This is a genomic window from Streptomyces sp. NPDC001700 (assembly GCF_053596435.1).
The window spans coordinates 523,465-544,756 of the sequence record NZ_JBSFGE010000003.1; the positions used below are offsets into that span (position 1 = coordinate 523,465).

The 21,292-nt window shown below is 71.1% G+C and carries 18 protein-coding genes and 1 pseudogene; 4 read left to right on the forward strand and 15 right to left on the reverse strand.

The window, feature by feature from the left end; genetic code table 11:
* Positions 1 to 27: 27 nt before the first annotated feature.
* Complete coding sequence (locus tag ACWC5C_RS08130) at positions 28 to 1,893, forward strand: CASTOR/POLLUX-related putative ion channel (RefSeq protein WP_450874627.1); 1,866 nt, start codon at positions 28 to 30, stop codon at positions 1,891 to 1,893.
* Between the two features lie 9 nt (positions 1,894 to 1,902).
* Here the strand turns inward: ACWC5C_RS08130 and ACWC5C_RS08135 are convergent, their stop codons facing one another.
* From ACWC5C_RS08135 to ACWC5C_RS08145, 3 genes are read right to left on the reverse strand one after another with little or no spacing between them, the layout of a single operon-like run.
* Positions 1,903 to 3,372, reverse strand: coding sequence for a membrane-associated oxidoreductase (locus tag ACWC5C_RS08135; RefSeq protein ID WP_450874628.1), 1,470 nt, complete (start codon positions 3,370 to 3,372; stop codon positions 1,903 to 1,905).
* Positions 3,373 to 3,405: 33 nt separating this feature from the next.
* Positions 3,406 to 4,632 (reverse strand): cation:proton antiporter, encoded by a 1,227-nt coding sequence (locus tag ACWC5C_RS08140; protein WP_450874629.1) that lies wholly within the window; start codon positions 4,630 to 4,632, stop codon positions 3,406 to 3,408.
* A gap of 7 nt (positions 4,633 to 4,639) precedes the next feature.
* Positions 4,640 to 5,131: a cation:proton antiporter regulatory subunit gene (locus tag ACWC5C_RS08145; RefSeq protein WP_450874630.1), complete on the reverse strand. Its 492-nt coding sequence runs from the start codon at positions 5,129 to 5,131 to the stop codon at positions 4,640 to 4,642.
* A gap of 168 nt (positions 5,132 to 5,299) precedes the next feature.
* Here ACWC5C_RS08145 and ACWC5C_RS08150 point away from each other — a divergent pair, with 168 nt between their 5' ends.
* A complete protein-coding gene (locus ACWC5C_RS08150; RefSeq protein WP_450874631.1) occupies positions 5,300 to 5,704 on the forward strand; it encodes a hypothetical protein in 405 nt (134 codons plus the stop codon).
* 92 nt (positions 5,705 to 5,796) lie between these two features.
* Here ACWC5C_RS08150 and ACWC5C_RS08155 read toward each other — a convergent pair whose 3' ends face one another.
* Both ACWC5C_RS08155 and ACWC5C_RS08160 read right to left on the reverse strand, forming a co-directional pair.
* Complete coding sequence (locus tag ACWC5C_RS08155) at positions 5,797 to 6,186, reverse strand: VOC family protein (protein WP_450874632.1); 390 nt, start codon at positions 6,184 to 6,186, stop codon at positions 5,797 to 5,799.
* An 88-nt stretch (positions 6,187 to 6,274) separates the two neighbouring features.
* Positions 6,275 to 7,057, reverse strand: a complete 783-nt coding sequence (locus ACWC5C_RS08160) for a VOC family protein (RefSeq protein WP_450874715.1) — start codon at positions 7,055 to 7,057, stop codon at positions 6,275 to 6,277.
* A gap of 316 nt (positions 7,058 to 7,373) precedes the next feature.
* Between ACWC5C_RS08160 and ACWC5C_RS08165 the strand changes: the two genes are divergently transcribed.
* Positions 7,374 to 8,651 (forward strand): cytochrome P450, encoded by a 1,278-nt coding sequence (locus ACWC5C_RS08165; protein ID WP_450874633.1) that lies wholly within the window; start codon positions 7,374 to 7,376, stop codon positions 8,649 to 8,651.
* A gap of 129 nt (positions 8,652 to 8,780) precedes the next feature.
* Here ACWC5C_RS08165 and ACWC5C_RS08170 read toward each other — a convergent pair whose 3' ends face one another.
* Positions 8,781 to 9,155, reverse strand: a complete 375-nt coding sequence (locus ACWC5C_RS08170) for a nuclear transport factor 2 family protein (RefSeq protein ID WP_385436365.1) — start codon at positions 9,153 to 9,155, stop codon at positions 8,781 to 8,783.
* Positions 9,156 to 9,284: 129 nt separating this feature from the next.
* Here ACWC5C_RS08170 and ACWC5C_RS08175 point away from each other — a divergent pair, with 129 nt between their 5' ends.
* Positions 9,285 to 11,147, forward strand: a complete 1,863-nt coding sequence (locus tag ACWC5C_RS08175; RefSeq protein WP_450874716.1) for a S9 family peptidase — start codon at positions 9,285 to 9,287, stop codon at positions 11,145 to 11,147.
* 133 nt (positions 11,148 to 11,280) lie between these two features.
* Here the strand turns inward: ACWC5C_RS08175 and ACWC5C_RS08180 are convergent.
* The 9 genes and pseudogenes from ACWC5C_RS08180 to ACWC5C_RS08220 all read right to left on the reverse strand — a co-directional run.
* A pseudogene (locus ACWC5C_RS08180) lies at positions 11,281 to 11,835 on the reverse strand (SURF1 family protein); the annotation flags it as partial.
* Between the two features lie 160 nt (positions 11,836 to 11,995).
* Complete coding sequence (locus tag ACWC5C_RS08185; protein WP_450874634.1) at positions 11,996 to 13,207, reverse strand: hypothetical protein; 1,212 nt, start codon at positions 13,205 to 13,207, stop codon at positions 11,996 to 11,998.
* Positions 13,204 to 13,785 carry a SigE family RNA polymerase sigma factor gene (locus ACWC5C_RS08190; RefSeq protein WP_450874635.1) on the reverse strand — a complete coding sequence of 194 codons (582 nt, stop codon included), beginning with the start codon at positions 13,783 to 13,785 and terminating at the stop codon, positions 13,204 to 13,206. Before ACWC5C_RS08190 ends, ACWC5C_RS08185 begins: the two co-directional genes overlap by 4 nt.
* 398 nt (positions 13,786 to 14,183) lie before the next feature.
* Positions 14,184 to 15,260, reverse strand: a complete 1,077-nt coding sequence (locus tag ACWC5C_RS08195) for an aspartate-semialdehyde dehydrogenase (RefSeq protein ID WP_450874636.1) — start codon at positions 15,258 to 15,260, stop codon at positions 14,184 to 14,186.
* Positions 15,257 to 16,537 (reverse strand): aspartate kinase, encoded by a 1,281-nt coding sequence (locus ACWC5C_RS08200; protein WP_450874637.1) that lies wholly within the window; start codon positions 16,535 to 16,537, stop codon positions 15,257 to 15,259. The genes ACWC5C_RS08195 and ACWC5C_RS08200 overlap by 4 nt, the downstream gene beginning before the upstream one ends.
* A gap of 361 nt (positions 16,538 to 16,898) precedes the next feature.
* Positions 16,899 to 17,564 carry a DUF5063 domain-containing protein gene (locus ACWC5C_RS08205; RefSeq protein ID WP_450874638.1) on the reverse strand — a complete coding sequence of 222 codons (666 nt, stop codon included), beginning with the start codon at positions 17,562 to 17,564 and terminating at the stop codon, positions 16,899 to 16,901.
* Positions 17,557 to 18,156 carry a recombination mediator RecR gene (recR, locus tag ACWC5C_RS08210; RefSeq protein ID WP_009716708.1) on the reverse strand — a complete coding sequence of 200 codons (600 nt, stop codon included), beginning with the start codon at positions 18,154 to 18,156 and terminating at the stop codon, positions 17,557 to 17,559. The genes ACWC5C_RS08205 and recR overlap by 8 nt, the downstream gene beginning before the upstream one ends.
* A 97-nt stretch (positions 18,157 to 18,253) precedes the next feature.
* Positions 18,254 to 18,589: a YbaB/EbfC family nucleoid-associated protein gene (locus ACWC5C_RS08215; protein ID WP_009716707.1), complete on the reverse strand. Its 336-nt coding sequence runs from the start codon at positions 18,587 to 18,589 to the stop codon at positions 18,254 to 18,256.
* A gap of 165 nt (positions 18,590 to 18,754) precedes the next feature.
* Positions 18,755 to 21,262, reverse strand: coding sequence for a DNA polymerase III subunit gamma and tau (locus ACWC5C_RS08220; RefSeq protein ID WP_450874639.1), 2,508 nt, complete (start codon positions 21,260 to 21,262; stop codon positions 18,755 to 18,757).
* Positions 21,263 to 21,292 lie beyond the last annotated feature (30 nt).

Sequence of the window (21,292 nt, forward strand, 5' to 3'; positions counted from 1 at the left end):
GGGTGGCCGGGGGGATGGGGACGTGTGATGAGGCTGCGGGACCGGCTGCGGTATTGGTTCGACGGCACGATGGACCGCGGGACGCCCGCCCTGATCGGCTGGCTCGGCCTCGCCTCGCTCGCGCTGATCGCCTTCGTCTCCACGCTGGTCGTCGCGTTCAGCCACGAGGACACCCGCAAGAGCGGCGGCTGGTCGGGCGTGGTGTGGATGAGTCTGCTGCGTACGCTCGATCCGGGCACCATGGGCGGGGACGAGGGCCGCCCGCTGTTCCTGGTGCTGATGCTCACCGTCACGATCGGCGGCATCTTCATCGTCAGCGCGCTCATCGGTGTGCTCACCACGGGTCTGGAGAACCGGATCCAGATGCTCCGTAAGGGCCGGTCGCGGCTGATCGAGCGCGGCCACACGATCGTGCTGGGCTGGTCGGACCAGGTGTTCACGGTGATCGCGGAGCTGGTGGAGGCCAATCAGAGCGCCCGCCGCTCCTGTGTGGTGATCCTCGCCGACCACGACAAGGTCGACATGGAGGACCAGATCCGCCACCGGATCCCCGCGACCGGCCGCACCCGGGTGGTCTGCCGTTCCGGAAGCCCGCTGGAGCGCGGCGACCTGGAGCTGGTGAGCCCCGACACCGCCAAGTCGATCATGGTGTTGCCGCCGGTCGGGGACGACACCGACACGGACGTCATCAAGGTGCTCCTGCTGCTCAACAGCCGGAAGTGGAAGGGCACGCGGCCGAACGTCGTGGCGGCCGTGGAGAGTTCGGACAACCTGCCCGCGGCCCGGCTCGCGTCCGGGTCGAACGCCCTGATCGTCGACGCCGACGACATCGCCGTACGGCTCATCGCCCAGGCGCACCGGCAGTCGGGTCTCTCCAGCGTCTTCAACGAGCTGCTCAGCTTCGAAGGCAACGAGTTCTACTTCCACGAGGAGCCCGCGCTGGCGGGTTCGACGTACGCGGACACCCTGGTCCACTACGGGCTGGGCATGGCCGCCGGGCTGCGCAGGAGCGACGGTGAGGTGCTGGTCAACCCGCCGATGGACACGGTCGTCCGGGCCGACGATCAGCTGCTGGTGATGGCCGAGGACGATCTGCTGATACGTCGCGCCGAGACCCGGCCCGAGATCGTCCCGTCGGCGATCACCACCGCGCCCGGACGGCCGCCGGTGCCGGACCGCACCCTGCTGATCGGCTGGAACTCCCGGGCGTCGAAGCTCATCACACTGCTGGACAGCTTCGTCGAACCCGGCTCGGCGGTGGACATCGCGGCACCGCGGCGGCCGCGCAAGGGCGTACCGGACGGGCTGAAGAACCTGACGGTCGGCCACCGGCGGTGCGAACCGACCCGCAGGTCGTCCCTGGAGACCCTCGACCTCGGCCGCTACCAGCACATCGTGGTGCTGTCCGACGACACCATCGACCCCAAGCGCGCCGACGACCGGACGCTGGTGACGCTGCTGCACCTGCGCGACATCGAGGTGCGGCTCGGCGACCCGTACTCGATCGTCACGGAGATGAACGACGACAGCAACCGGGAGATCGCCCAGGTCACCAAGGCCGACGACTTCATCGTCAGCACCAAGGTCATCAGCCTGCTGCTGACCCAGCTGACCGAGAACCGCGACCTCTACACGGTGTTCATCGACCTCTTCGACCCGGACGGATCGGAGATCTACCTCAAACCGGCCGCCAACTACCTGGTGCCCGGGGCCGAGGCCAACTTCGCGACGGTCATCGAGGCGGCGCGGCGGCGCGGCGAGACCGCCCTCGGCTACCGGCTGGCGCGCCACGCCGACGTACCGCCCGCCTACGGGGTCTTCCTCAACCCCGACAAGGCCGCGCCGCTGGTCCTGGACGAGGGCGACGCGATCGTGGTGCTCGCCGAGGAGTGACGCCGGTCTTTATTGACGGCTCAGGGAGCGGCTGACGCCCGCCGCCGTGGTGGTGGCCAGGATCCAGCCGGTGACGATCAGGAGGTACGAGAGCCACTGGTACCCGCCCTGCGGGGCGAAGGCGCCCTCCTGCCCGAAGCCGATGATGGGGAGGAGCAGGTCGAGGGTGTAGAAGACCGGGTTGAAGTCGGGGGCCTCGCCCGCTTTCAGGGGCCGCGGGTGGTGGACGGCGAAGGCGAGGGTGCCGGTGAGGAGCAGGGCGCCGAGCCAGCCCGCGGCGCGCAGGGGGCGGAAGCCGTAGCCGACGGTGGCGTCCTGGAGGTGGCCCCAGGCGCGGGCGTAGCGGGGCAGGGTGCGGCGGTGGCGGCGGAGCTTGGCGAGCTGGACGGTACGGGCGGCGGCCTCGTCGCCCGCGGCGCGGTAGGCGGTGGTCAACTGCTCGTACGAGGCCGGGAGATAGCCCTCTCTCTCGCGCTCCAGGAGCGGCAGCCGCTCTTCGGCGGGGAGGTGCGGGGCCAGGCTGCGGTAGCTGAGGCCGTCGATCCGTACGCGGTCGGGCCAGACCTCGGGGCGGATGTGCAGCAGGTCGATCTGGGAGCGGCGCAGGTTCACATCGCCCTCGATGAGGGCGGCTTCGCGGAACCACAGCTCGCCGATGACGCAGCTGCTGGCGCGCAGGGCCTGGTCACCGGGGTGGGACAGCCGGGCGTAGGCGAGGTTGAGGTGGCGCGGCACCCGGGCCCCGCTGAGGTTGACGCGGCCGTGGGCGCGCAGCCGCATGGCGCGCAGATCGGTGCCGACGGACAGGTTCTCGGCGTGCAGGGCGGTGCCGCCGGGGGCGTGGAGTTCGCTGTTGTCGAGGTTCACCTGGCCGGTGACGGTGGCCTCGTTGAGGCGTATCTGTCCGTGGGCGATGAGCTTCGTCGCCCAGATGTCAGTGCCGATGGTGGCGTGGTTGAGCTGCAGAACCGCTTCCTCGGACTCGGCCCCCGGGGTGCCCAGCCGCACGCTGTCCACGAAGAGCGCGCCGGATATTCGCGCACCGGCGAGCCGTACGGGGCCCGCTGTCCGGGAACCGGTGAGGCGCAGCGCCCCGTCCACGCGGAGGGCTCCGGCGTCGAGCCCGGGGAGTACGGAGTCGCTGATCACCAGCGCCCTCGTCTGCGCCCCGTGCAGGCTCGGCCGCTGCTCGAAGTGGCAGGACCGCAGGATGACGGGGTGCTCGGCCACGCCGAAGGTGAGCCGCAGCCGTCCGGTGACGCGTGCGCCGATGAGCCGCAGGCCCGCGACCTCGCCGTCCCTCACCGGCCCGGCCAGCAGCAGCGCGCGCAGTACGTCGCCGCGTATGGTCCGGTCGGGACCCCAGGACGCGCCGTCCTCGGGGTCGTCGTCCTCGCTGTCACGGAAATCGACGCCTTCACCCAGCGGGAAGGCCCGCCAGACGCGCCGCTCCGCCGGTGTCAGGTCCGTGATCTCCACCGGCGGGATCGTGTCGCGGCGCTGTCCGGAGTGTCAACCGCGTTGCGTTTCGCGGGCTTTCGGCTCGGTGGGTGCGGTGTCGGCGGCGGGGGCCGCGGCGGGCCCCGGACGGATGAGGCGGCGCGCCAGGGGCTCGGTGTAGCGCGCGGTGAGCGGGCCGATGATGACCAGGATCAGGACGTACGCCGTGGCCATGGGGCCCAGCGACGGTTCGATGCCCGCGGTGACGGCGAGTCCGGCGATGACGATGGAGAACTCGCCGCGCGCCACCAGGGTGCCGCCCGCGCGCCAGCGGCCCTTGACGGAGATCCCGGCGCGGCGTGCGGCCCAGTAGCCGGTGGCGATCTTGGTGCAGGTGGTGACGACGGCCAGGGCCAGGGCGGGCAGCAGGACCGGCGGGATGCTGGCGGGGTCGGTGTGCAGGCCGAAGAAGACGAAGAAGACGGCGGCGAACAGGTCGCGCAACGGGCTGAGCAGGTTGTGGGTGCCCTCGGCGACCGAGCCGGTGAGGGCGATGCCCACCAGGAAGGCGCCCACGGCGGCGGAGACCTGGAGCTGCTGGGCGATCCCGGCGACCAGCAGGGTCAGGCCCAGCACCACCAGCAGCAGCTTCTCGGGGTCGTCGCTGGAGACGAAGCGCGAGATGTGGCGGCCGAAGCGGACGGCGACGAAGAGGACGAGTCCCGCGACGCCGAGCGCGATGGCCAGGGTGACGCTGCCCGCGGCCAGGGTGACACCGGCCAGCAGGGCGGTGACGATCGGCAGGTAGACGGCCATCGCGAGGTCTTCGAGGACCAGGATGGACAGGATGACCGGCGTTTCGCGGTTGCCGAGCCGCCCGAGGTCGCGGAGGACCTTGGCGATGACACCGGACGAGGAGATCCAGGTGACCCCGGCCAGTACGACGGCGGCCACCGGACCCCAGCCCAGCAGCAGCGCCATGGCGGCGCCTGGCAGGGCGTTGAGCGTGGCGTCGACCAACCCGGCCGGGTACTGGGTCTTGAGGTTGCTGACCAGATCGCTCGCGGAGTACTCGAGCCCGAGCATCAACAACAGCAGGACGACGCCGATTTCGGCGCCGATCGCGACGAACTCCTCACTGGCCCCGAGCGGCAGCAGCCCGCCCTCGCCGAAGGCCAGCCCGGCGAGCAGATAGAGGGGTATGGGCGAGAACTGGAAGCGTCCGGCGAGTCGGCCCAGCAGCCCCAGCCCGAGGATGACCGCACCGAACTCGATCAGGAAGAGGGCAGAAGAGTGCATCCGTCTGTCACTCCCGCCCCAATATCGCCGCGGCGGCTTCCACGCCCTCGCGCGTGCCGATCACGATCAGGATGTCGCCGCCCGCCAGCCGGAAGTCCGGGGCCGGGGAGGGGATCGCGTCCGCCCGGCGCAGCACGGCCACGATGGAGGTGCCGGTGTCGGTGCGGGTCCGCGTCTCGCCCAGCACCCGCCCGTTCCAGTACGAGTACGGGGACAGCTCGATCCGCTCGGCGACCAGCCCCAGCTCGGTGGTGGACAGCAGCGTGGGGCTGTGGTGCGCGGGCATGAGCGCGCTGATGAGCGCCTCCGCCTCGCCCGGGGTGAGCCGGGTGGACAGCGCGCATTCGTCGGGATCCTCACGGCGGTACGCGCTCAGCGTCCGCCCGCCGTCCCGGTGCGCGACCACCGACAGGCGGCCCTTGTCCCGTGTCGTCAGGTCGTAACGGACTCCAATGCCCGGCAACGGCGTACTGCTCAACCGCGGAACACCCACAGCCATCCCCTCGTTCGAGCGCGCCTTCGCGCAGGTCGCGCAGGTCGAAGTGTCGTCCCGCCACCGTAACAAATGGTAAAGAGTAAGTAATGGGCGGAAGTGCTCCGGGGCCCGGTGGAACAATCCGCGTTCGGGTGTTCCTACCCCCGGAGACGCGCGAGAAAGACGGTGATCATGATCGAGTGGCGGCAGCTCAGCGTCGGTATGAGGCCCGTTCCCGAGCCCGTCGCCACCCCGGTCATCTGGTCCGCGGCGGTCGCCGGGGCCCTGCTGCTGGTGGCCGTCCTCAACTCGCTGGGCGGGCACGGGCGGCCGACGCTCGCCCTGATCGCGCTGTCGCTGTTCGCCTCGGTGCTCGGGCTGTGCGCGCGCTTCGTGGCGGCGCCGGGGACGGCCGTGCTGTGCTGGCTGTTCCTCAACGCCTTCGCCATCCCGCCCACCGGGGAGCTGACCTGGGCGGGCGGCCGGGACGGCGCCTGGCTCGCGTGCCTGCTCGGCGCGACCGTCGTCGGTACGGCGTGCGCCCGCGTCGTCAACGCCCGGGCGGGCTACCGGCGGATCACACCGCACGACCGCTGACGCGCCGAGACCAACGGGCCGGGGCGCTGGGCCCCGGCCGCGCCGGAATGCCCCTTACGAGGGCTCGTTGCCCTTACGAGGGCTCGTCGCCGTTAGGCGGGCTCGTTGTCGTAAGGCTGGGTGATGATCTCCATGCCATGACCGGCCGGGTCCATGAAGTACAGCCCGCGGCCGCCGTAGTGGTGGTTGATCTCGCCCGGCTGCTTACCGTGCGGATCGGCGTAATACGTGATGCCCTGTTCCCGTATCCGCTGGAACGCCGCGTCGAACTCCTCCTCGGAGATGAGGAACGCGTAGTGCTGCATGGTGATCGACTCGGCCGGGATACTGGCGAAGTCCAGGGTGACCCCATTGCTGGTGGAGACCGGTATGAACGGCCCCCAGGCGTCCCCCACCTCCAGGCCCAGAATATTGGCCAGGAATTCGGCGGATTCCCGATTGTCGCGGGAGTGGACGATGGTGTGATTCAGCTCGACTGACACTGTGGAATGCCTCCCAATAAGGCAATCTCACGGGCACCTCCATGCCTCACCCAGCCGGTGACCGACACGCGATGCCGTATCTCCGATCCTAGGCGCCGTCCCGCTCACCCGTCGAGCCTCGCTGAACCGTCGTCTGAACCGCCGCCACGCTGAAGATTCCGCCCTCGGCGTCGCGGAGCGCCGCGATGCGGCCATAGGGGGTGTCACCCGGCGGGGAAACGACGCTTCCGCCCAGTTCCACGGCGCGTTCGGCGACCCGGTCGGCGTCCTCGACCCGGAAATAGGCATGCCAGCGGGGGCGCACACTCGGATCGGGGGCGGCCTCCAGGGCGCCCCCGCGCAGCCCGGCCACCGCCTTCCCGTCGATGTGCAGGACCACCCGGTCATGCTCGAAGCGGACGTCGCACCGCTCGCGCGGCTGGGCGTCCCAGCCGAAGACATGGCCGTAGAAGAGCGCCGCGTCGAACGCGTCACGCGTACGCAACTCCAGCCACACCGGAGCACCCGGCCTGCGCTCACCCCACCAGGCGGAGGTGAGGTCCCCCTCCCAGATGCCGAAGATGGCGCCCTCCGGATCGGACGCCCAGGCGACCCGGCCGTTGCCGAATTCCAGCGGCCCGACCGCGACGGTGCCGCCGCGCTCCTGGACGCGCCAGGCCACCTCGTCCGCGCTGTCCGCCGCGAAGTACGTCGTCCAGGTGACGGGCAGCGCCACATCCGCCGACGGGGCGGACGCGCCGATGCCGACCGTCGCTACGCCATCGTCGGTGCACGCGATGGTGTAGCGGCCGTGCCCGTACCGCGTGGGGCGGAACGTCCAGCCGAAGAGATCTCCGTAGAAGGCGTGCGCGCGGTCCAGATCGGCTGCCATCAGGCTCACCCAGCACGGTGCTCCCTGGACAGCACGGAACCTCTCCCGCAAGCCGCTCACCTCACTCCGCTCACTCCGCCGCTCACTCCACCGGGCACTCGGCCGCACTCGGCCGGGGCGCATACCTCATCGACCGCGCGTCACGCCCGATATCTTCACTTTCCTCCGATCCCCCGGCCCGCGCCACCGCACTGATCACGAAGCGGCCCGGGCGGGCGGGCGCGGCAGGACCGCCGCGCGGCTGTGGTACATCACACCGGGACGCGTCTGCCAACGTGTGACGGACGACCCGCCGCGGCAGGGCAGTATTGCGCCCATGTCGAATCTCCGCTCGAACATCGTCACGTGGCTGGGCCGCAAGTACTTCACGAAGATTCAGAAGAACGGGTTCGATCTGTCCAAGATGTCGTTTCTTCCGGATGCCACGCTGGCACCGCTGAAGCGGGACGGACTCGACCCCGTGGCAGATCTCTCCATAACTAGGGCAAAGGAACCTATCAGCAAGATTTGGCTCCCTTTCGGGATCAATGGCTGGCTCGTCACCGGCTATGACGAGACCAAGGCGGTGCTGGGAAAGGCGAAGGGGTTCAGCTCCGACTTCACCAACCTCGCCGAGAAGACCGTCGGCCTCGCCCAACAGCAGAATCCCGGCGGTCTCGGCTTCAGCGATCCACCGACACATACGAGACTGCGGCGGCTGCTGACGCCCGAATTCACCATGCGGCGGCTCAGCAGGCTCACCCCGCGCATCCACGCCATCGTGGAGGAGCGGCTGGACGAGATGGCCGCGGCCGAGGGGCCGGTCGACCTGGTGGAGATGTTCGCGCTCCCCATTCCGGCCCTCGTCATCTGCGAACTGCTCGGCGTTCCCTACGAGGACCGCGAGGAATTCCAGCGGCACAGCACGGCGCGATTCGACCTGGGCAGCGGGGCGAACGCGTCCTTCGGCGCCATGTCGGACTCGCTCGCGTATCTGCACGGAATCGTCCGCAAGCAGCGTGAATCACCGGGTGACGGGCTGCTCGGCATGCTGGTGAAGGAGCACGGCGACGAAATCGACGACCAGGAGCTGGCGGGGCTGGCCGACGGGGTGCTGACCGGCGGTCTGGAAACCACCGCGAGCATGCTGGCGCTCGGCACGCTCGTACTGCTCCAGGCCCCCGAACAGTTCGCGGCGATACGCGACCAGGAGGACGTCGTCGACCGTTTCGTGGATGAGCTGCTGCGTTATCTCTCCGTCGTCCAGGTGGCGTTCCCGCGGTTCGCGCGCGAGGACATGGAGATAGCGGGCACGAAGATATCCGCCGGGGATCTGGTGCTGTGCTCGCTGAGCGGCGCCAATCGCGACGAGAAGCTGGGCCCGGACATGGATCGGGTCGATCCGCACCGGCAGGCGTCCTCCCACCTGGCATTCGGCCACGGCATTCACCGCTGCATCGGCGCCGAACTCGCCAAGATGGAACTCCGCGCGGCCTACCCGGCACTGATCCGGCGATTCCCGGAGATGCGGCTGGCCGTCGACGCCGACAAGCTCAAGTACCGGAAGCTGTCCATCGTCTACGGCGTCGAGACGCTGCCGGTGAAACTGCGCTAGACGAGCGCCGGGAGGGGTGGAGGGGGACGGGGCGGGGAATCGCGGGGTGGGTACGGGGAATTGGGGGATTGGGGGCTGGGGGTCTGACAGGTGGAACCTGACAGATCGAATCTGTCAGGTGGGGATCCGTCAGAAGCGCTCGGTCAGTTGGTCACGCCCGGCCGGAGGCTCGTACGCGGCGGGCCAGAAATCGGTGATCGTCTGGATCTTGCCGTCCGGCGCGGCGGTGAAGAAACTGATGCCCTGCGTCTCCTCCTCCTCGTCGCTGAACCGGACCCAGGAGACCGCCTGGGTGGCGTCGGCGACCACGCGCTCGACCTCCAGGCTCCACTCACCGAGCTGTTCGGCGTTGAAGCGGACCACACCGTCCCGGCCGACCACCCGCTCCCGGGTCTGTGGAAGCTCGTAGCGAACATCGTCGGCCAGCGTCGCGCCGAACGCCCTCCAGTCCCTGGCCTGGGCCGTCGCCCAATATGTCTCCACGGTCGCGGCTATGTCGCCCATCATCTCCCCCTCCATTACGGCCCCGTCTGTCCATGCCCGCCGCGAACGTTATCCACAGGCGCGAGGGGACGCCAGCGCGGATGTCGGGGTGCGGCGCAGAATGGGGTCATGACTGAGAGCACGGAGTCCATGCCGGACTGGGAAAAGCGGTTTCGGGCACCGCGAGTGGGGTTGCCGGAGTGGGCGGAGGACGCCCCCGACCGGTCGCTGTTCGTCTCGAACGCCACGGGCACATATGAGCTGTACGCATGGGACCGGGCCACCGGCGCGCAGCGCCAGGTGACGGACCGGCCGAACGGGACGACGGACGGGGTGCTGACCCCGGACGGCCGGTGGATCTGGTGGTTCTCGGATACCGATGGTGATGAGTTCGGGGTCTGGCTGCGCCAGCCCTTCGAAGGCGGCGCGGGCCGCGAAGCCGGGCAGCCGGAGACGGACGAGCCCGCCGCGCCCGGTCTCGAACCCTCCTACCCGGCGGGTCTCGCGCTCGGCCGGGACGGCACGGCGGTCGTCGGCCGGTCCACGGACGAGGAGGGCTCGACGATCCATGTGGTGCCGCCGGAGGGCGAGCCCCGGGAGATCTACCGGCACCGGGAGTCGGCCGGGGTGGGCGACCTGTCGCACGACGGGACGCTGATCGCGGTCGAGCACACCGAGCACGGCGACGCCATGCACTCGGCGATCCGGGTCGTCCGGCTCGACGGCACGGCGGTCGCGGAGCTGGACGACACCAAGGGCGGCACCGAGGAGCTGGGCCTGGCCGTCATGGGCTTCGCGCCGGTCGCCGGGGACACCCGGCTGTTGGTCGGGCACCAGCGGCGGGGCCGGTGGGAGCCGATGGTGTGGGATCCGCTGACCGGGGTGGAGACGGCCCTGGCCATCGACCTGCCGGGCGATGTCGGCGCGGACTGGTTCCCGGACGGCTCGGCGCTGCTGGTCTCCCACGACCACCAGGCGCGCGGCGAGCTGTGGCGGTATGAGCTGGCCTCCGGTGAGCTGACCCGCGTCGAGACCCCGGCCGGGTCGGTCGGGGGCGCCTCCGCGCGGCCGGACGGCGCGATCGAGTTCCTGTGGTCCTCGGCCGAGCAGCCGCCGCAGGTGCGGTCGACAACCGGGCGGACCGTGCTCGACCCGCCCGGGTTCAAGGCCCCCGTGTCGGTGCCGGTCACCGACGCCTGGGTGGATGGACCGGGCGGGCGGGTGCACGCGCTGGTGCAGAAGCCCGAGGGCGAGGGCCCCTTCCCCACCGTCTTCGACATCCACGGCGGGCCGACCTGGCACGACAGCGACTCGTTCGCGGCAGGCACGGCGGCCTGGGTCGACCACGGTTTCGCCGTCGTCCGGGTCAACTACCGCGGCTCGACCGGATACGGGCGGGCCTGGACGGACGCGCTCAAGCACCGGGTCGGGCTGATCGAGCTGGAGGACATCGCGGCGGTCCGGGAGTGGGCGGTGGCCTCAGGGCTGGCCGATCCCGAGCGGCTGGTCCTGTCGGGCGGCTCCTGGGGCGGCTATCTGACGCTCCTGGGTCTGGGCACCCAGCCCGAGGCCTGGGCGCTGGGCCTGGCCGCGGTCCCGGTCGCGGACTATGTGACGGCCTACCACGACGAGATGGAGGCCCTGAAGGCGATGGACCGCACGCTCCTCGGGGGCACCCCGGAGGAGGTGCCCGAGCGTTTCGAGGCGTCCTCCCCGCTGACCTACGTGGACGAGGTGCGGGCCCCGGTCTACATCTCGGCCGGGGTGAACGACCCGCGCTGCCCGATACGGCAGATCGACAACTACGTGGACCGGCTGGTGCGCCGCGGCGCCCCGCACGAGGTCTACCGCTACGACGCGGGGCACGGCTCGCTCGTGGTCGAGGAGCGGATCAAGCAGTTGCGCTTGGAGATCGATTTCGCTCAGCGTCATCTGAATCCGCCGAGTCCGAATCTTCCGAAGCCGAGCCTTCCGAAGCCGAGTCTTCCGGAGCCGCAGGCCCGTCAGGAGTGAGGCCGAGCGCGAGGTCGCGGGCGGCCTCGACCTCGCGCCGGAAGAGCCGGAACCACATGAAGACCACGAAGCCCGCGAAGACGAACCACTCACCGGTGTAGCCGAGGTTCTGGAACGCCTTGAGGTCCAGCCCGGTGCCCTCCGCCACCACGGGGGGCACCGGCCGCAGGGCCCCGGGGGCCTGGGAGGAGGTGATCCACGCGTCGTACACGGTGTACGGCACCAGATTGACCAGCGAGGCGTCGCTGATCATGCCCAGCTGACCGCGCGGCAGCGCGCCGCTCGCGGCCGACCCGCCGCTGCCCTCGTGCTCGGTCGCCTGGAGCGCTCCGGTGACCGTCACCCGGCCGGACGGCGGCGCGGGCACCTTGGCGGTGTCGGCCTTGGAGTCGGCGTTCCCGGGCAGCCAGCCACGGACGACGGGCAGCGCCTTGCCCCCGTCGGTGCGCAGCAGCGTCAGCACATAGAAACCGGTACGGCCGCCGAGCCGCCGGTCGGGTACGAGGAGTTGGTGTTCGGTGTCATACCGGCCGGTGGCGGTCGCCCGCCGCCCCGAGGTCTCCGTGGTGACCGGCAGCAGGTCGCCCAGCGGCTTCACCGCGGCCTTCTCGGCACCGGCCGCATCGTCCTGCTGCTGCTCGTGCGTGTCGATGCGCGTCTCGAAGCGGCTGAGCTGCCAGCTGCCCATGAAGAGGCAGAACGGGATCGCCAGCACGGTGAACACGTTGATCACCCACCAGCGGGGTGTCAGCAGAAACCGATACACACCCCCACGGTACGGGCCCCGCGCCGGGCCCCCGGCGGCGGGCCCCGGCTTCACGCCGCCGGGAGAACGCCGCGGACGGCGCTCAGGAGGAGGCCAGCAGGCCGGTGCCGTAGACCGTCCCCGCGCAGGCACCGTTCAGGGTCACGCCGCCGATCGCGGGCTCGCCCGCCTCCGGCGTATAGCTGACCTGGACACTCGCGGCAGGCTGCTCGCCACCGCCGCCCGGGGCGCCGCTCGGCTCACCCGAGCCGGGCTGGTCCGCCGGGCCGCCCGCGGCGTCCGGGGAGGGGCTGGTGGTCGGCGTATCACCGCCGGATGTGGGGCATCCGCTGGTGCCGCCGCCGGACGCCGGTATCCAGGCGAAGCGGACGTCGTAGCCCTGGCCAGGCTGCAGGATCAGAGTGCCCGGCTCGGTGGCCGGGTCGGGCAGCCCGCTGGCCGCGTCCCCCGCCGTGTGATCGACGAAGAAGACCTTCGCCGGGTCCGCCGCGCCCTGGGCGGCCACCCCGTAGGTGCCGTCGCCCTCGACCACGCAGGCCTGACCGGAGGTGTTCACGACACGGAACGAGCCGTAGATCCGGCCCTCGCCGTCCGCCGCTCCGGCCGACCCGCCGCCCCCGCCGAGCTGGGTGCGCGAGCAGGTGGGCGAGGTGGCGTTCAGCGTGCTGGTGGGGTCGGGGGCGGTGCCGCCCGAGTCGCCGCCCTGGGCGCCCTTGGACGGCTTGTCCTCGCCCTTCTCGCCGTCCTTGCCCTTGTGGTCGCGGTGCTCCGTGCGGGCCTTGTCGGAGGGCCCGTCGGGGTCCTTGCCGCCGCTGCCCTCGCCGCGCCCGCCGTTGTCGCCCCCCTGCGGGGTGCGGTGGCTGCTGGCCGCGTTGGCCGGGCGGTCGTTCGAGGCGTTGCTCGCGGACGTCACATGCACCAGGGCGGGCAGCGCGGCGCCGCCGAGCACCACCGCCGCCGCGGCCCCGACCAGGGCCTGGCGCCGCCGCGCGCGGCGGGCGGGCACCGCGCGCCGCAGCTGCTCCAGGGAGTGCGGGGTCGGCTCCAGGTCGTCCACCGCGTGCCGCAGCATCCGCCGTAGCGCCTGCTCGTCCATGCCACCCGCGCCGTCCGCGCCGGTGCTGTCCGAGCCAGCGCCGCGAGGACCCGCGCCGTCAGGACCCGCGCCGTCAGGACCCGCGCCGTCAGGACCCGTGCCGTCAGGACCCGTGCCGTCAGGACCCGTGCCGCCGGGGCTCACGTCGTCCCTCCGGTCGGGGTCCTCCGGGCCCGGCGTGTCGTTCTCGTGGTTCATGCGGGGGCCTCCATGGCGACGCGGAGCGCCGCGATGCCGCGCGAGCCGTACGCCTTGACCGAGCCGAGCGATATGCCCAGCGTCTCGGCCACCTGGGCCTCGGTCATATCGGCGAAGTAGCGCAGCACGAGGACCTCGCGCTGGCGGCGCTGCAGCCCTTTCATCGCCTTGATCAATTGGTCGCGCTCCAGCTGGTCGTACGCGCCTTCCTCGGCGCTGGCCATGTCGGGCATCGGCTTGGAGAGCAGCTTCAGCCCGAGGATGCGGCGGCGCAGCGCGGAGCGGGAGAGGTTGACGACCGTCTGCCTCAGATAGGCGAGGGTCTTTTCGGGGTCGCGGACTCTTTTGCGCGCCGAGTGCACGCGGATGAACGCCTCCTGCACCACGTCCTCGCAGGACGCGGTGTCGTCGAGGAGGAGCGCGGCGAGACCCAGCAGCGACCGGTAGTGGGCGCGGTAGGTCTCGGTGAGGTGATCGACTGTGGTCCCCGCTGCCATCGCCATCGCGTCGTCAGCGTCCTCGCGCCCTGTCGCGAGGGTGGCGGGGCGGGCGGTCGACCATGGCGCGATCACCGGCATGCCGCCTGATGTGCGCGGACGCGGGGGCCGCACTGCCGTGCCGCCGCGCCCTGGAACCGTTGCGATGCCGAATGCCTCTGCCACGTCTGTTGGACACGCTGTCCCCCGTCAGGGTTGTACGCGCGAGGCACCGCTTTTGACGCTGCACCAGATCCCCCCATGCGCCCCAACTCTCCCCTATGCCCAGTTTTCACAGCGCCCACTGGTGGGCGACCAGAAAGACGCTCCCCGCTCGCTGTCGGTTGCAGCAAGCGGGGAGCGGTTCGTCGGACAGGCCAGCTGGCCCGGATCAACTGGTCCAGGCCATTACCCAGATCACAGGATATTCACATTGTCCGGGGTGTGCACCTCGTGCGGCGCACTCTCCACGGGCGATCCACGGGGAGCCGCACGGGGCGCTACGCGGCGGTCAGTTCCGCCGCGACGACCTCCCCGATCTGCGCGGTGTTGAGCGCCGCGCCCTTGCGGAGGTTGTCGCCGCACACGAAGAGTTCGAGCGCCTTCGGGTCGTCCAGCGAGCGCCGCACCCGGCCGACCCACGTCGGGTCGGTGCCCACGACATCGGCCGGCGTCGGGAACTCGCCCTCCGCCGGGTTGTCGCACAGCACCACGCCCGGCGCACCGGCCAGGATCTCGTGCGCCGCCTCCACCGTCACCTCGTTCTCGAACCGCGCGTGCACGGCCAGCGAGTGGGTGGTGATCACGGGCACGCGCACACAGGTCGCGGTGACCCGCAGACCGGGCAGCCCGAGGATCTTGCGGGATTCGTTCCGTACCTTCAGCTCCTCCGAGGACCAGCCGTCCTCCTTGAGCGAGCCCGCGAACGGCACCACGTTGAGCGCCATCGGCGCCGGGAACGGCCCGGTCTCGCCGACCGCCCGCCGTACGTCGCCCGGGTGCGTACCCAGCTCCGTACCGGCGACCAGCGCGATCTGCTCGCGCAGGGCGTCGATGCCCTCCTTGCCCGCGCCGGAGACGGCCTGGTACGAGGAGACGATCAGCTCGCTCAGCCCGAACTCGGCGTGCAGCGCGCCCATCGCGACGATCATCGACAGTGTGGTGCAGTTCGGGTTGGCGATGATGCCGCGCGGCCGGACCCGCGCCGCGTGCGCGTTCACCTCGGGCACGACCAGCGGCACGTCCGGGTCCATCCGGAAGGCGCCGGAGTTGTCCACGACGATCGCGCCCTTGCTCACCGCGACCGGCGCCCACTGGGCCGAGACCTCGTCGGGGACGTCGAACATCGCGACGTCGACGCCGTCGAAGGCGTCCTCGCCCAGCGCGATCACCTCGACCTGCTCGCCCCGGACGGTCAGCTTCCGGCCGGCCGACCGCGGCGAGGCGATCAGCCGGATCTCGCCCCAGACGTCGGCCCGCTCGGACAGGATCGAGAGCATGACTGTGCCGACGGCACCGGTAGCACCGACGACGGCGAGCGTCGGCTTCCGGCCACCGGCGCCGCCGGCCCGGGTCATCGGCCGGTACCTCCGTACACGACCGCCTCGACGCTGTCGCTGTCCAGGCCGAACGCGCTGTGCACGGCGCGGACCGCGTCCTTCACGTCGTCGGCGCGGGTGACGACCGAGATGCGGATCTCGGAGGTCGAGATCAGCTCGATGTTGACCCCGGAATTCGACAGCGCCTCGAAGAAGGTCGCGGTCACGCCCGGGTTGGTCCGCATCCCGGCGCCGATCAGCGAGATCTTGGCGATCTGGTCGTCGTAGCGCAGCGAGTCGAAGCCGATCTGCGGCTTCGCCTTGGTCAGCGCCTCCATCGCCCGGTGGCCGTCCGTCTTGGGCAGCGTGACCGAAATATCGGTCAGTCCGGTCGACGCGGCGGAGACGTTCTGCACCACCATGTCGATGTTGATCTCGGCGTCCGAGATCGTGCGGAAGATGGCCGCGGCCTCACCCGGCTTGTCCGGCACCCCGACGACCGTGACCTTGGCCTCGGACGTGTCGTGCGCGACCCCGGAGATGATCGCCTGCTCCATGCCTTCTTCTCCTTCTCCCGCTTCCTGCCGATTGCGCACCCAGGTGCCCTGATGGCCGGAGAACGACGACCGTACGTGGATGGGGATGTTGTAGCGGCGCGCGTACTCCACGCAGCGCAGATGCAGCACCTTGGAGCCGCTCGCGGCCAGCTCCAGCATGTCCTCGTACGGGATTTCGTCGATCTTGCGAGCCTTCGTCACCACGCGCGGGTCGGAGGTGAACACTCCGTCCACGTCGGTGTAGATCTCGCACACCTCGGCGTCCAGGGCCGCGGCAAGGGCCACCGCGGTGGTGTCCGAGCCGCCCCGGCCGAGGGTGGTGATGTCCTTGCTCTCCTGGGACACGCCCTGGAAGCCCGCGACGATCGCGACCGCGCCGAGTTCGAGCGCGTCGCGGATGCGCCCCGGCGTGACATCGATGATCCGTGCTTTGTTGTGGACCGCGTCGGTGATGACTCCTGCCTGGCTGCCGGTGAACGACAGCGCCTCGTGACCGAGGTCTTTGATCGCCATGGCGAGCAATGCCATGGAGATTCGCTCTCCCGCGGTCAGCAGCATGTCGAACTCGCGCCCAGTAGGAATCGGGGATACCTGCTCGGCGAGATCGATCAGCTCGTCCGTCGTGTCGCCCATCGCGGAAACCACGACGACCACCTGGTGGCCGTTCTTCTTGGCTTCGACGATTCGCTTGGCGACCCGCTTGATGCCCTCAGCATCGGCAACGGAGGAGCCTCCGTACTTCTGCACGACAAGGCCCACGTGCGCTCCTCGCAGATCTCAATGTTGCGGTCGGCTCAGTCTAACGAGCGGCCGGAAAGTGCCCTCCCAATATCAGATAGCGAGACACACGCCTCACCACCCGACCAGGTCGGACCAGACGGACCCGGGCGGACCAGGGGGATCATGCGGCACAACGTCCCCGTACCGCGGATACTCCTGGCATCCCGCACCACTCGTTCAGCGACGAACCCTGCCCGCTTCCCGGCGAAGCACACGGGAACGTAACCCAGCTCACAGGGCGCGCGGGGTTCCCTGGGGCGCCTCAGGGGCGCCCCAGGGGCGCCCCCGGGGCGTCTCAAGCGCGGCTCTGGGGCGGCTCAAGGGGCGGCTCAGGTGCGACTCAGGGGCGCAGGGAACGCAGCCCCAGCGGCTCCGCGATCTCCGCCGCCATGACCCGCCCGGCCTCCTCCGCCAGCGCCTCGTCCCCGCCCGCGTTACTGTCCGTGTCCAGCCCGTCCAGCTCGTCCAGCGGGCTGTCCAGCCGGACGTGCGCGACGAGCGACTGGAGCGCGCGCAGGGCGGCGGAAGCGGTCGTACCCCAGTTGGAGAGGTACGAGAACTGCCACCACCACAGCGCCTCGCTGATCCGGCCCTCGCGGTAGTGCGCCATGCCGTGCCGCAGATCCGTGATGATCAGGGCGAGGTCGTCGGAGATGCGGCAGGGGACGGGCTCGCTGCGCGGTACGTACGGGTCGAACACCTCCGAGTAGATGTCCACCGGCTCCAGCAGCCGGGCGAACCGCTCCCGCAGCTCGTCGACGTCCGGCTCCGGACCGGCGTCCGGCTCGTACCGCTCGTCCGGTACGAAGTCCTCGTGCGCGCCGAGCCTGCCGCCGGCGAGGATCAGCTGGGAGAGCTCGAGCAGCAGGAACGGCACAGCGCTGTCCGGTTCGTCGCCCTTGGCGACCTCGGTGACCGCGACGATGAAACTCTCGATCTGATCGGCGATCTGGACCGCGAAGTCGTCCGGGTCCGGGTGTGCGTCGTGCAACGTTGCGTCAGACATCGAGAAGTCTTCTCCCTTCGAAGGCACGACCCAGCGTGACCTCGTCGGCGTACTCCAGGTCTCCCCCGACGGGAAGACCACTGGCCAAGCGCGTGACCTTCAGCCCCATGGGCTTGATCATGCGCGCGAGGTACGTGGCGGTGGCTTCACCCTCCAGATTCGGATCGGTGGCCAGGATCAGCTCGGTGACCGTTCCGTCCGCGAGCCGGGCCAGCAGCTCCCTGATCCGCAGATCGTCCGGGCCCACGCCCTCGATGGGGCTGATCGCCCCGCCGAGCACGTGATAGCGGCCGCGGAACTCGCGCGTCCGCTCGATCGCGACAACGTCCTTCGGCTCCTCGACCACGCAGATGACCGCGGGGTCGCGGCGCGGGTCCTGGCAGACCCGGCACTGCTCGGCCTCGGCGACGTTCCCGCACACCGCGCAGAACCGCACCTTCTCCTTGACCTCGGTCAGCGCGTGAGCGAGACGTCGGACGTCGGTGGGCTCGGACTGGAGGATGTGGAAGGCGATCCGCTGCGCGCTCTTGGGACCGACGCCGGGCAGCCTGCCCAACTCGTCGATAAGGTCCTGGACCACGCCCTCGTACACGCCTGCATCCAATCTCGCGCCGCCGCGCGGTGGCTGTACCGCATATGAATATTCGGTTGCGCCGGTCGAAACGGGGCACAGCGCCCGTCGAACGGTCTCAGAAGGGCAGGCCCGGCATCCCGCCCAGTCCCTGTGCCAGCGGGCCGAGCTTCGTCTGCTGGAGCTCCTGCGCCACGTGGTTCGCGTCGCGGACGGCCGCGACGACGAGGTCCGCGAGGGTCTCGGTGTCCTCCGGGTCCACCGCCTTCGGGTCGATCACCAGACCCTGCAGCTCACCGGCACCGGTCACGGTCGCCTTCACCAGCCCACCACCCGAAGACCCCTCGACAGGGGTACGGGCCAGCTCTTCCTGGGCCGCGGCGAGGTCCTGCTGCATCTTCTGCGCCTGCTGCAGCAGCTGCTGCATGTCAGGCTGGCCACCACCGGGAATCACGAGTTCGCTCCTGGCTGTCGACTGCGGTTCTCTTCGATAGCCCGAGCCTACGTGCTCCTACGGCGCCTTGCCCTACGCCGTACGGAGGAGACGGCCACGGCCCGCCCCTCCCTTACACGGCCCGTACGCGGCCGCTAGGTGACTGCTACGCGGCCGCTACGTGGCCTACTCGTTCGCGATCTCCTCGATGACCGTGGCGCCCAGCTCGCGCACGATGAGGTCATGCCCGCTCAGCGCGGTCTCGTCGAGATCCGGGTCGTCCTCGGCGGGCATGTCCTCCTCCGGCGAGATGGGCGGAGGCTCGGGCTCCCGGTACTCCCGGTACGCGGACGCCTCGGCGGGCGGCCCCGCGTCGGCGGGCGCGGAAGCCGGGGCCGGGGCCGACGGGGCGGCGGGGGCGGACGGGGGCGCGGGGGCGGGCGGCCGGGGCGGGGCGGGCTGACCGCCGCCCGCGCTGGCGCCGCCGCCTGTGCCTGCGCCGCCGCCTGCTCCGCCGCCTCCGCCTCCGCCACCGCCACCGCCGAAGAAGCTGCTGCTGCCGCCTCCGCTTCCGCCACCGCCGAAGCCGCCGGGACCGCCGGACGCTCCCGGCCCGGGCCCGCCCGGACCGCCGCCCGGACTGCCCTGTCCTCCGGAAGGATCGACGATCGCCTCGATGCGCCACTGCACGCCGATCGCGTCGTTGAGGGCCTGCCGCAGGATGTCCTCACTACCGCCGTTGGCGAAGCTGTCACGGGCGCCCGCGTTGGGGAACCCGATCTGGAGGGTGGTGCCGTCGAAGCCGGAGACCGTCGCGTTCTGGCTCAGCAGGATCCAGGTGAAGCGGCGGCGGTTCTTGACCGCCTCCAGGATGTCCGGCCACATCTGCCGCACCTGCTGGGCGCCCTGCGCCATGCCCGGTGTCGGCTGCGGCTGGCCGGGCCCACCGGCCGGACGCCCCTGCCCGGCCGCTGCCGGGGCCGGGGCCGGGGCGGGCGCGGCAGCCCCCGACCCCGGCGCGGAAGCCGAGGGCCAGGCCCCCGGCCGCTGTCCCCCGCCGCCCCCGCCCGCAGCGGGCGCACCGCCGGGCTGCTGCCCGCCGCCGCCCGCACCGGGCTGAGTGCTCGCAGGCCAGGCCCCGGGCCGCTGCCCACCGCCCGGCGCCGCCGTCTGTCCGGCCGCGCCGCCGCCTCCGCCGCCGCCGCCTGCCGCAGGCCAGGCGCCGGGGCGCCGCGCGCCACTGTCTGCGCCGCCGTCGTCACCGGCCGGACCGCCGCCGGGCGCGGGCTCCGCGCCCCCGCCGGAAGCGTCGTACGCAGGCGCGGAGCCCGCAGCGGGCGGCCCCTCGTCCGGCGCGCTGGGCTGTGCCACCGGGGCACCCGCGTCCGGCCCACGGCCGCCGGACATCGCCGCACGGGCGGCCGCCGGACCGGCGGGCCCGGCCGGTACGTGGGCGTCGGGCCCCGGTACGTACCCCACAGCAGGCCCAGCGGGCCCACCAGCGACACCGCCGCCACCGCCCAGACCGCCCGCCAGGGCACCCCGCTCCAGCCGCTCCAGCCGCGACTGGACGGACCGTTCGTCGTCGAAGGCGGCGGGCAGCAGCACCCGCGCGCAGATCAGCTCCAGCTGCAGCCGAGGCGAGGTGGCGCCGCGCATCTCCGTCAGCCCCGTGTTGACGAGATCGGCCGCCCGGCTCAGCTCGGCGCCGCCGAAGACCGACGCCTGCGCCTGCATCCGCTCGACCACATCGGCCGGGGCGTCGATGAGCCCCTTGTCCGCCGCGTCCGACACGGCGGCGAGGATCACCAGGTCACGCAGCCGCTCCAGCAGGTCGGCGACGAAGCGCCGGGGGTCGTTGCCGCCCTCGATCACCCGGTTCACGACCTCGAAGGCCGCCGCGCCGTCGGTCGCCGCGAACGCCTCCACGATCGCGTCGAGCAGCGAGCCGTCCGTATAACCGAGCAGCGAGGTGGCCATGGCGTACGTCACGCCGTCATCGGTCGCGCCCGCGAGCAGCTGGTCCATGACCGACATGGAGTCCCGGACGGACCCGGCGCCCGCCCGCACCACCAGCGGCAGCACCCCGTCCTCGACCGGAATGTCCTCGCGCCCGCAGACCTCGCCCAGATAGTCGCGGAGCGTCCCCGGGGGTACCAGCCGGAACGGATAGTGGTGCGTACGCGACCGGATCGTGCCGATGACCTTCTCGGGCTCGGTGGTCGCGAAGATGAACTTCAGATGCTCCGGCGGCTCCTCGACCACCTTCAGCAGGGCGTTGAACCCCGCCGAGGTGACCATGTGGGCCTCGTCGATGATGTAGATCTTGTAGCGGCTCGACGCGGGCCCGAAGAAGGCCTTCTCCCGCAGCTCCCGCGCGTCGTCCACACCACCGTGCGAGGCGGCGTCGATCTCGATGACATCGATCGACCCGGGCCCGTTCCGCGCGAGGTCCTGGCAGGACTGACACTCCCCGCACGGCGCCGGGGTGGGACCCTTCTCACAGTTCAGACAGCGGGCCAGGATGCGCGCACTGGTCGTCTTGCCACAGCCGCGCGGACCACTGAACAGATACGCGTGGTTGACCCGGTTGTTGCGCAGCGCCTGCTGCAAGGGATCGGTGACATGCTCCTGCCCGATGACCTCCGCGAAGGTCTCGGGGCGGTAGCGGCGGTACAGCGCGAGGGACGACACGCTTACGACGATATCGGGGCCCACCGACAT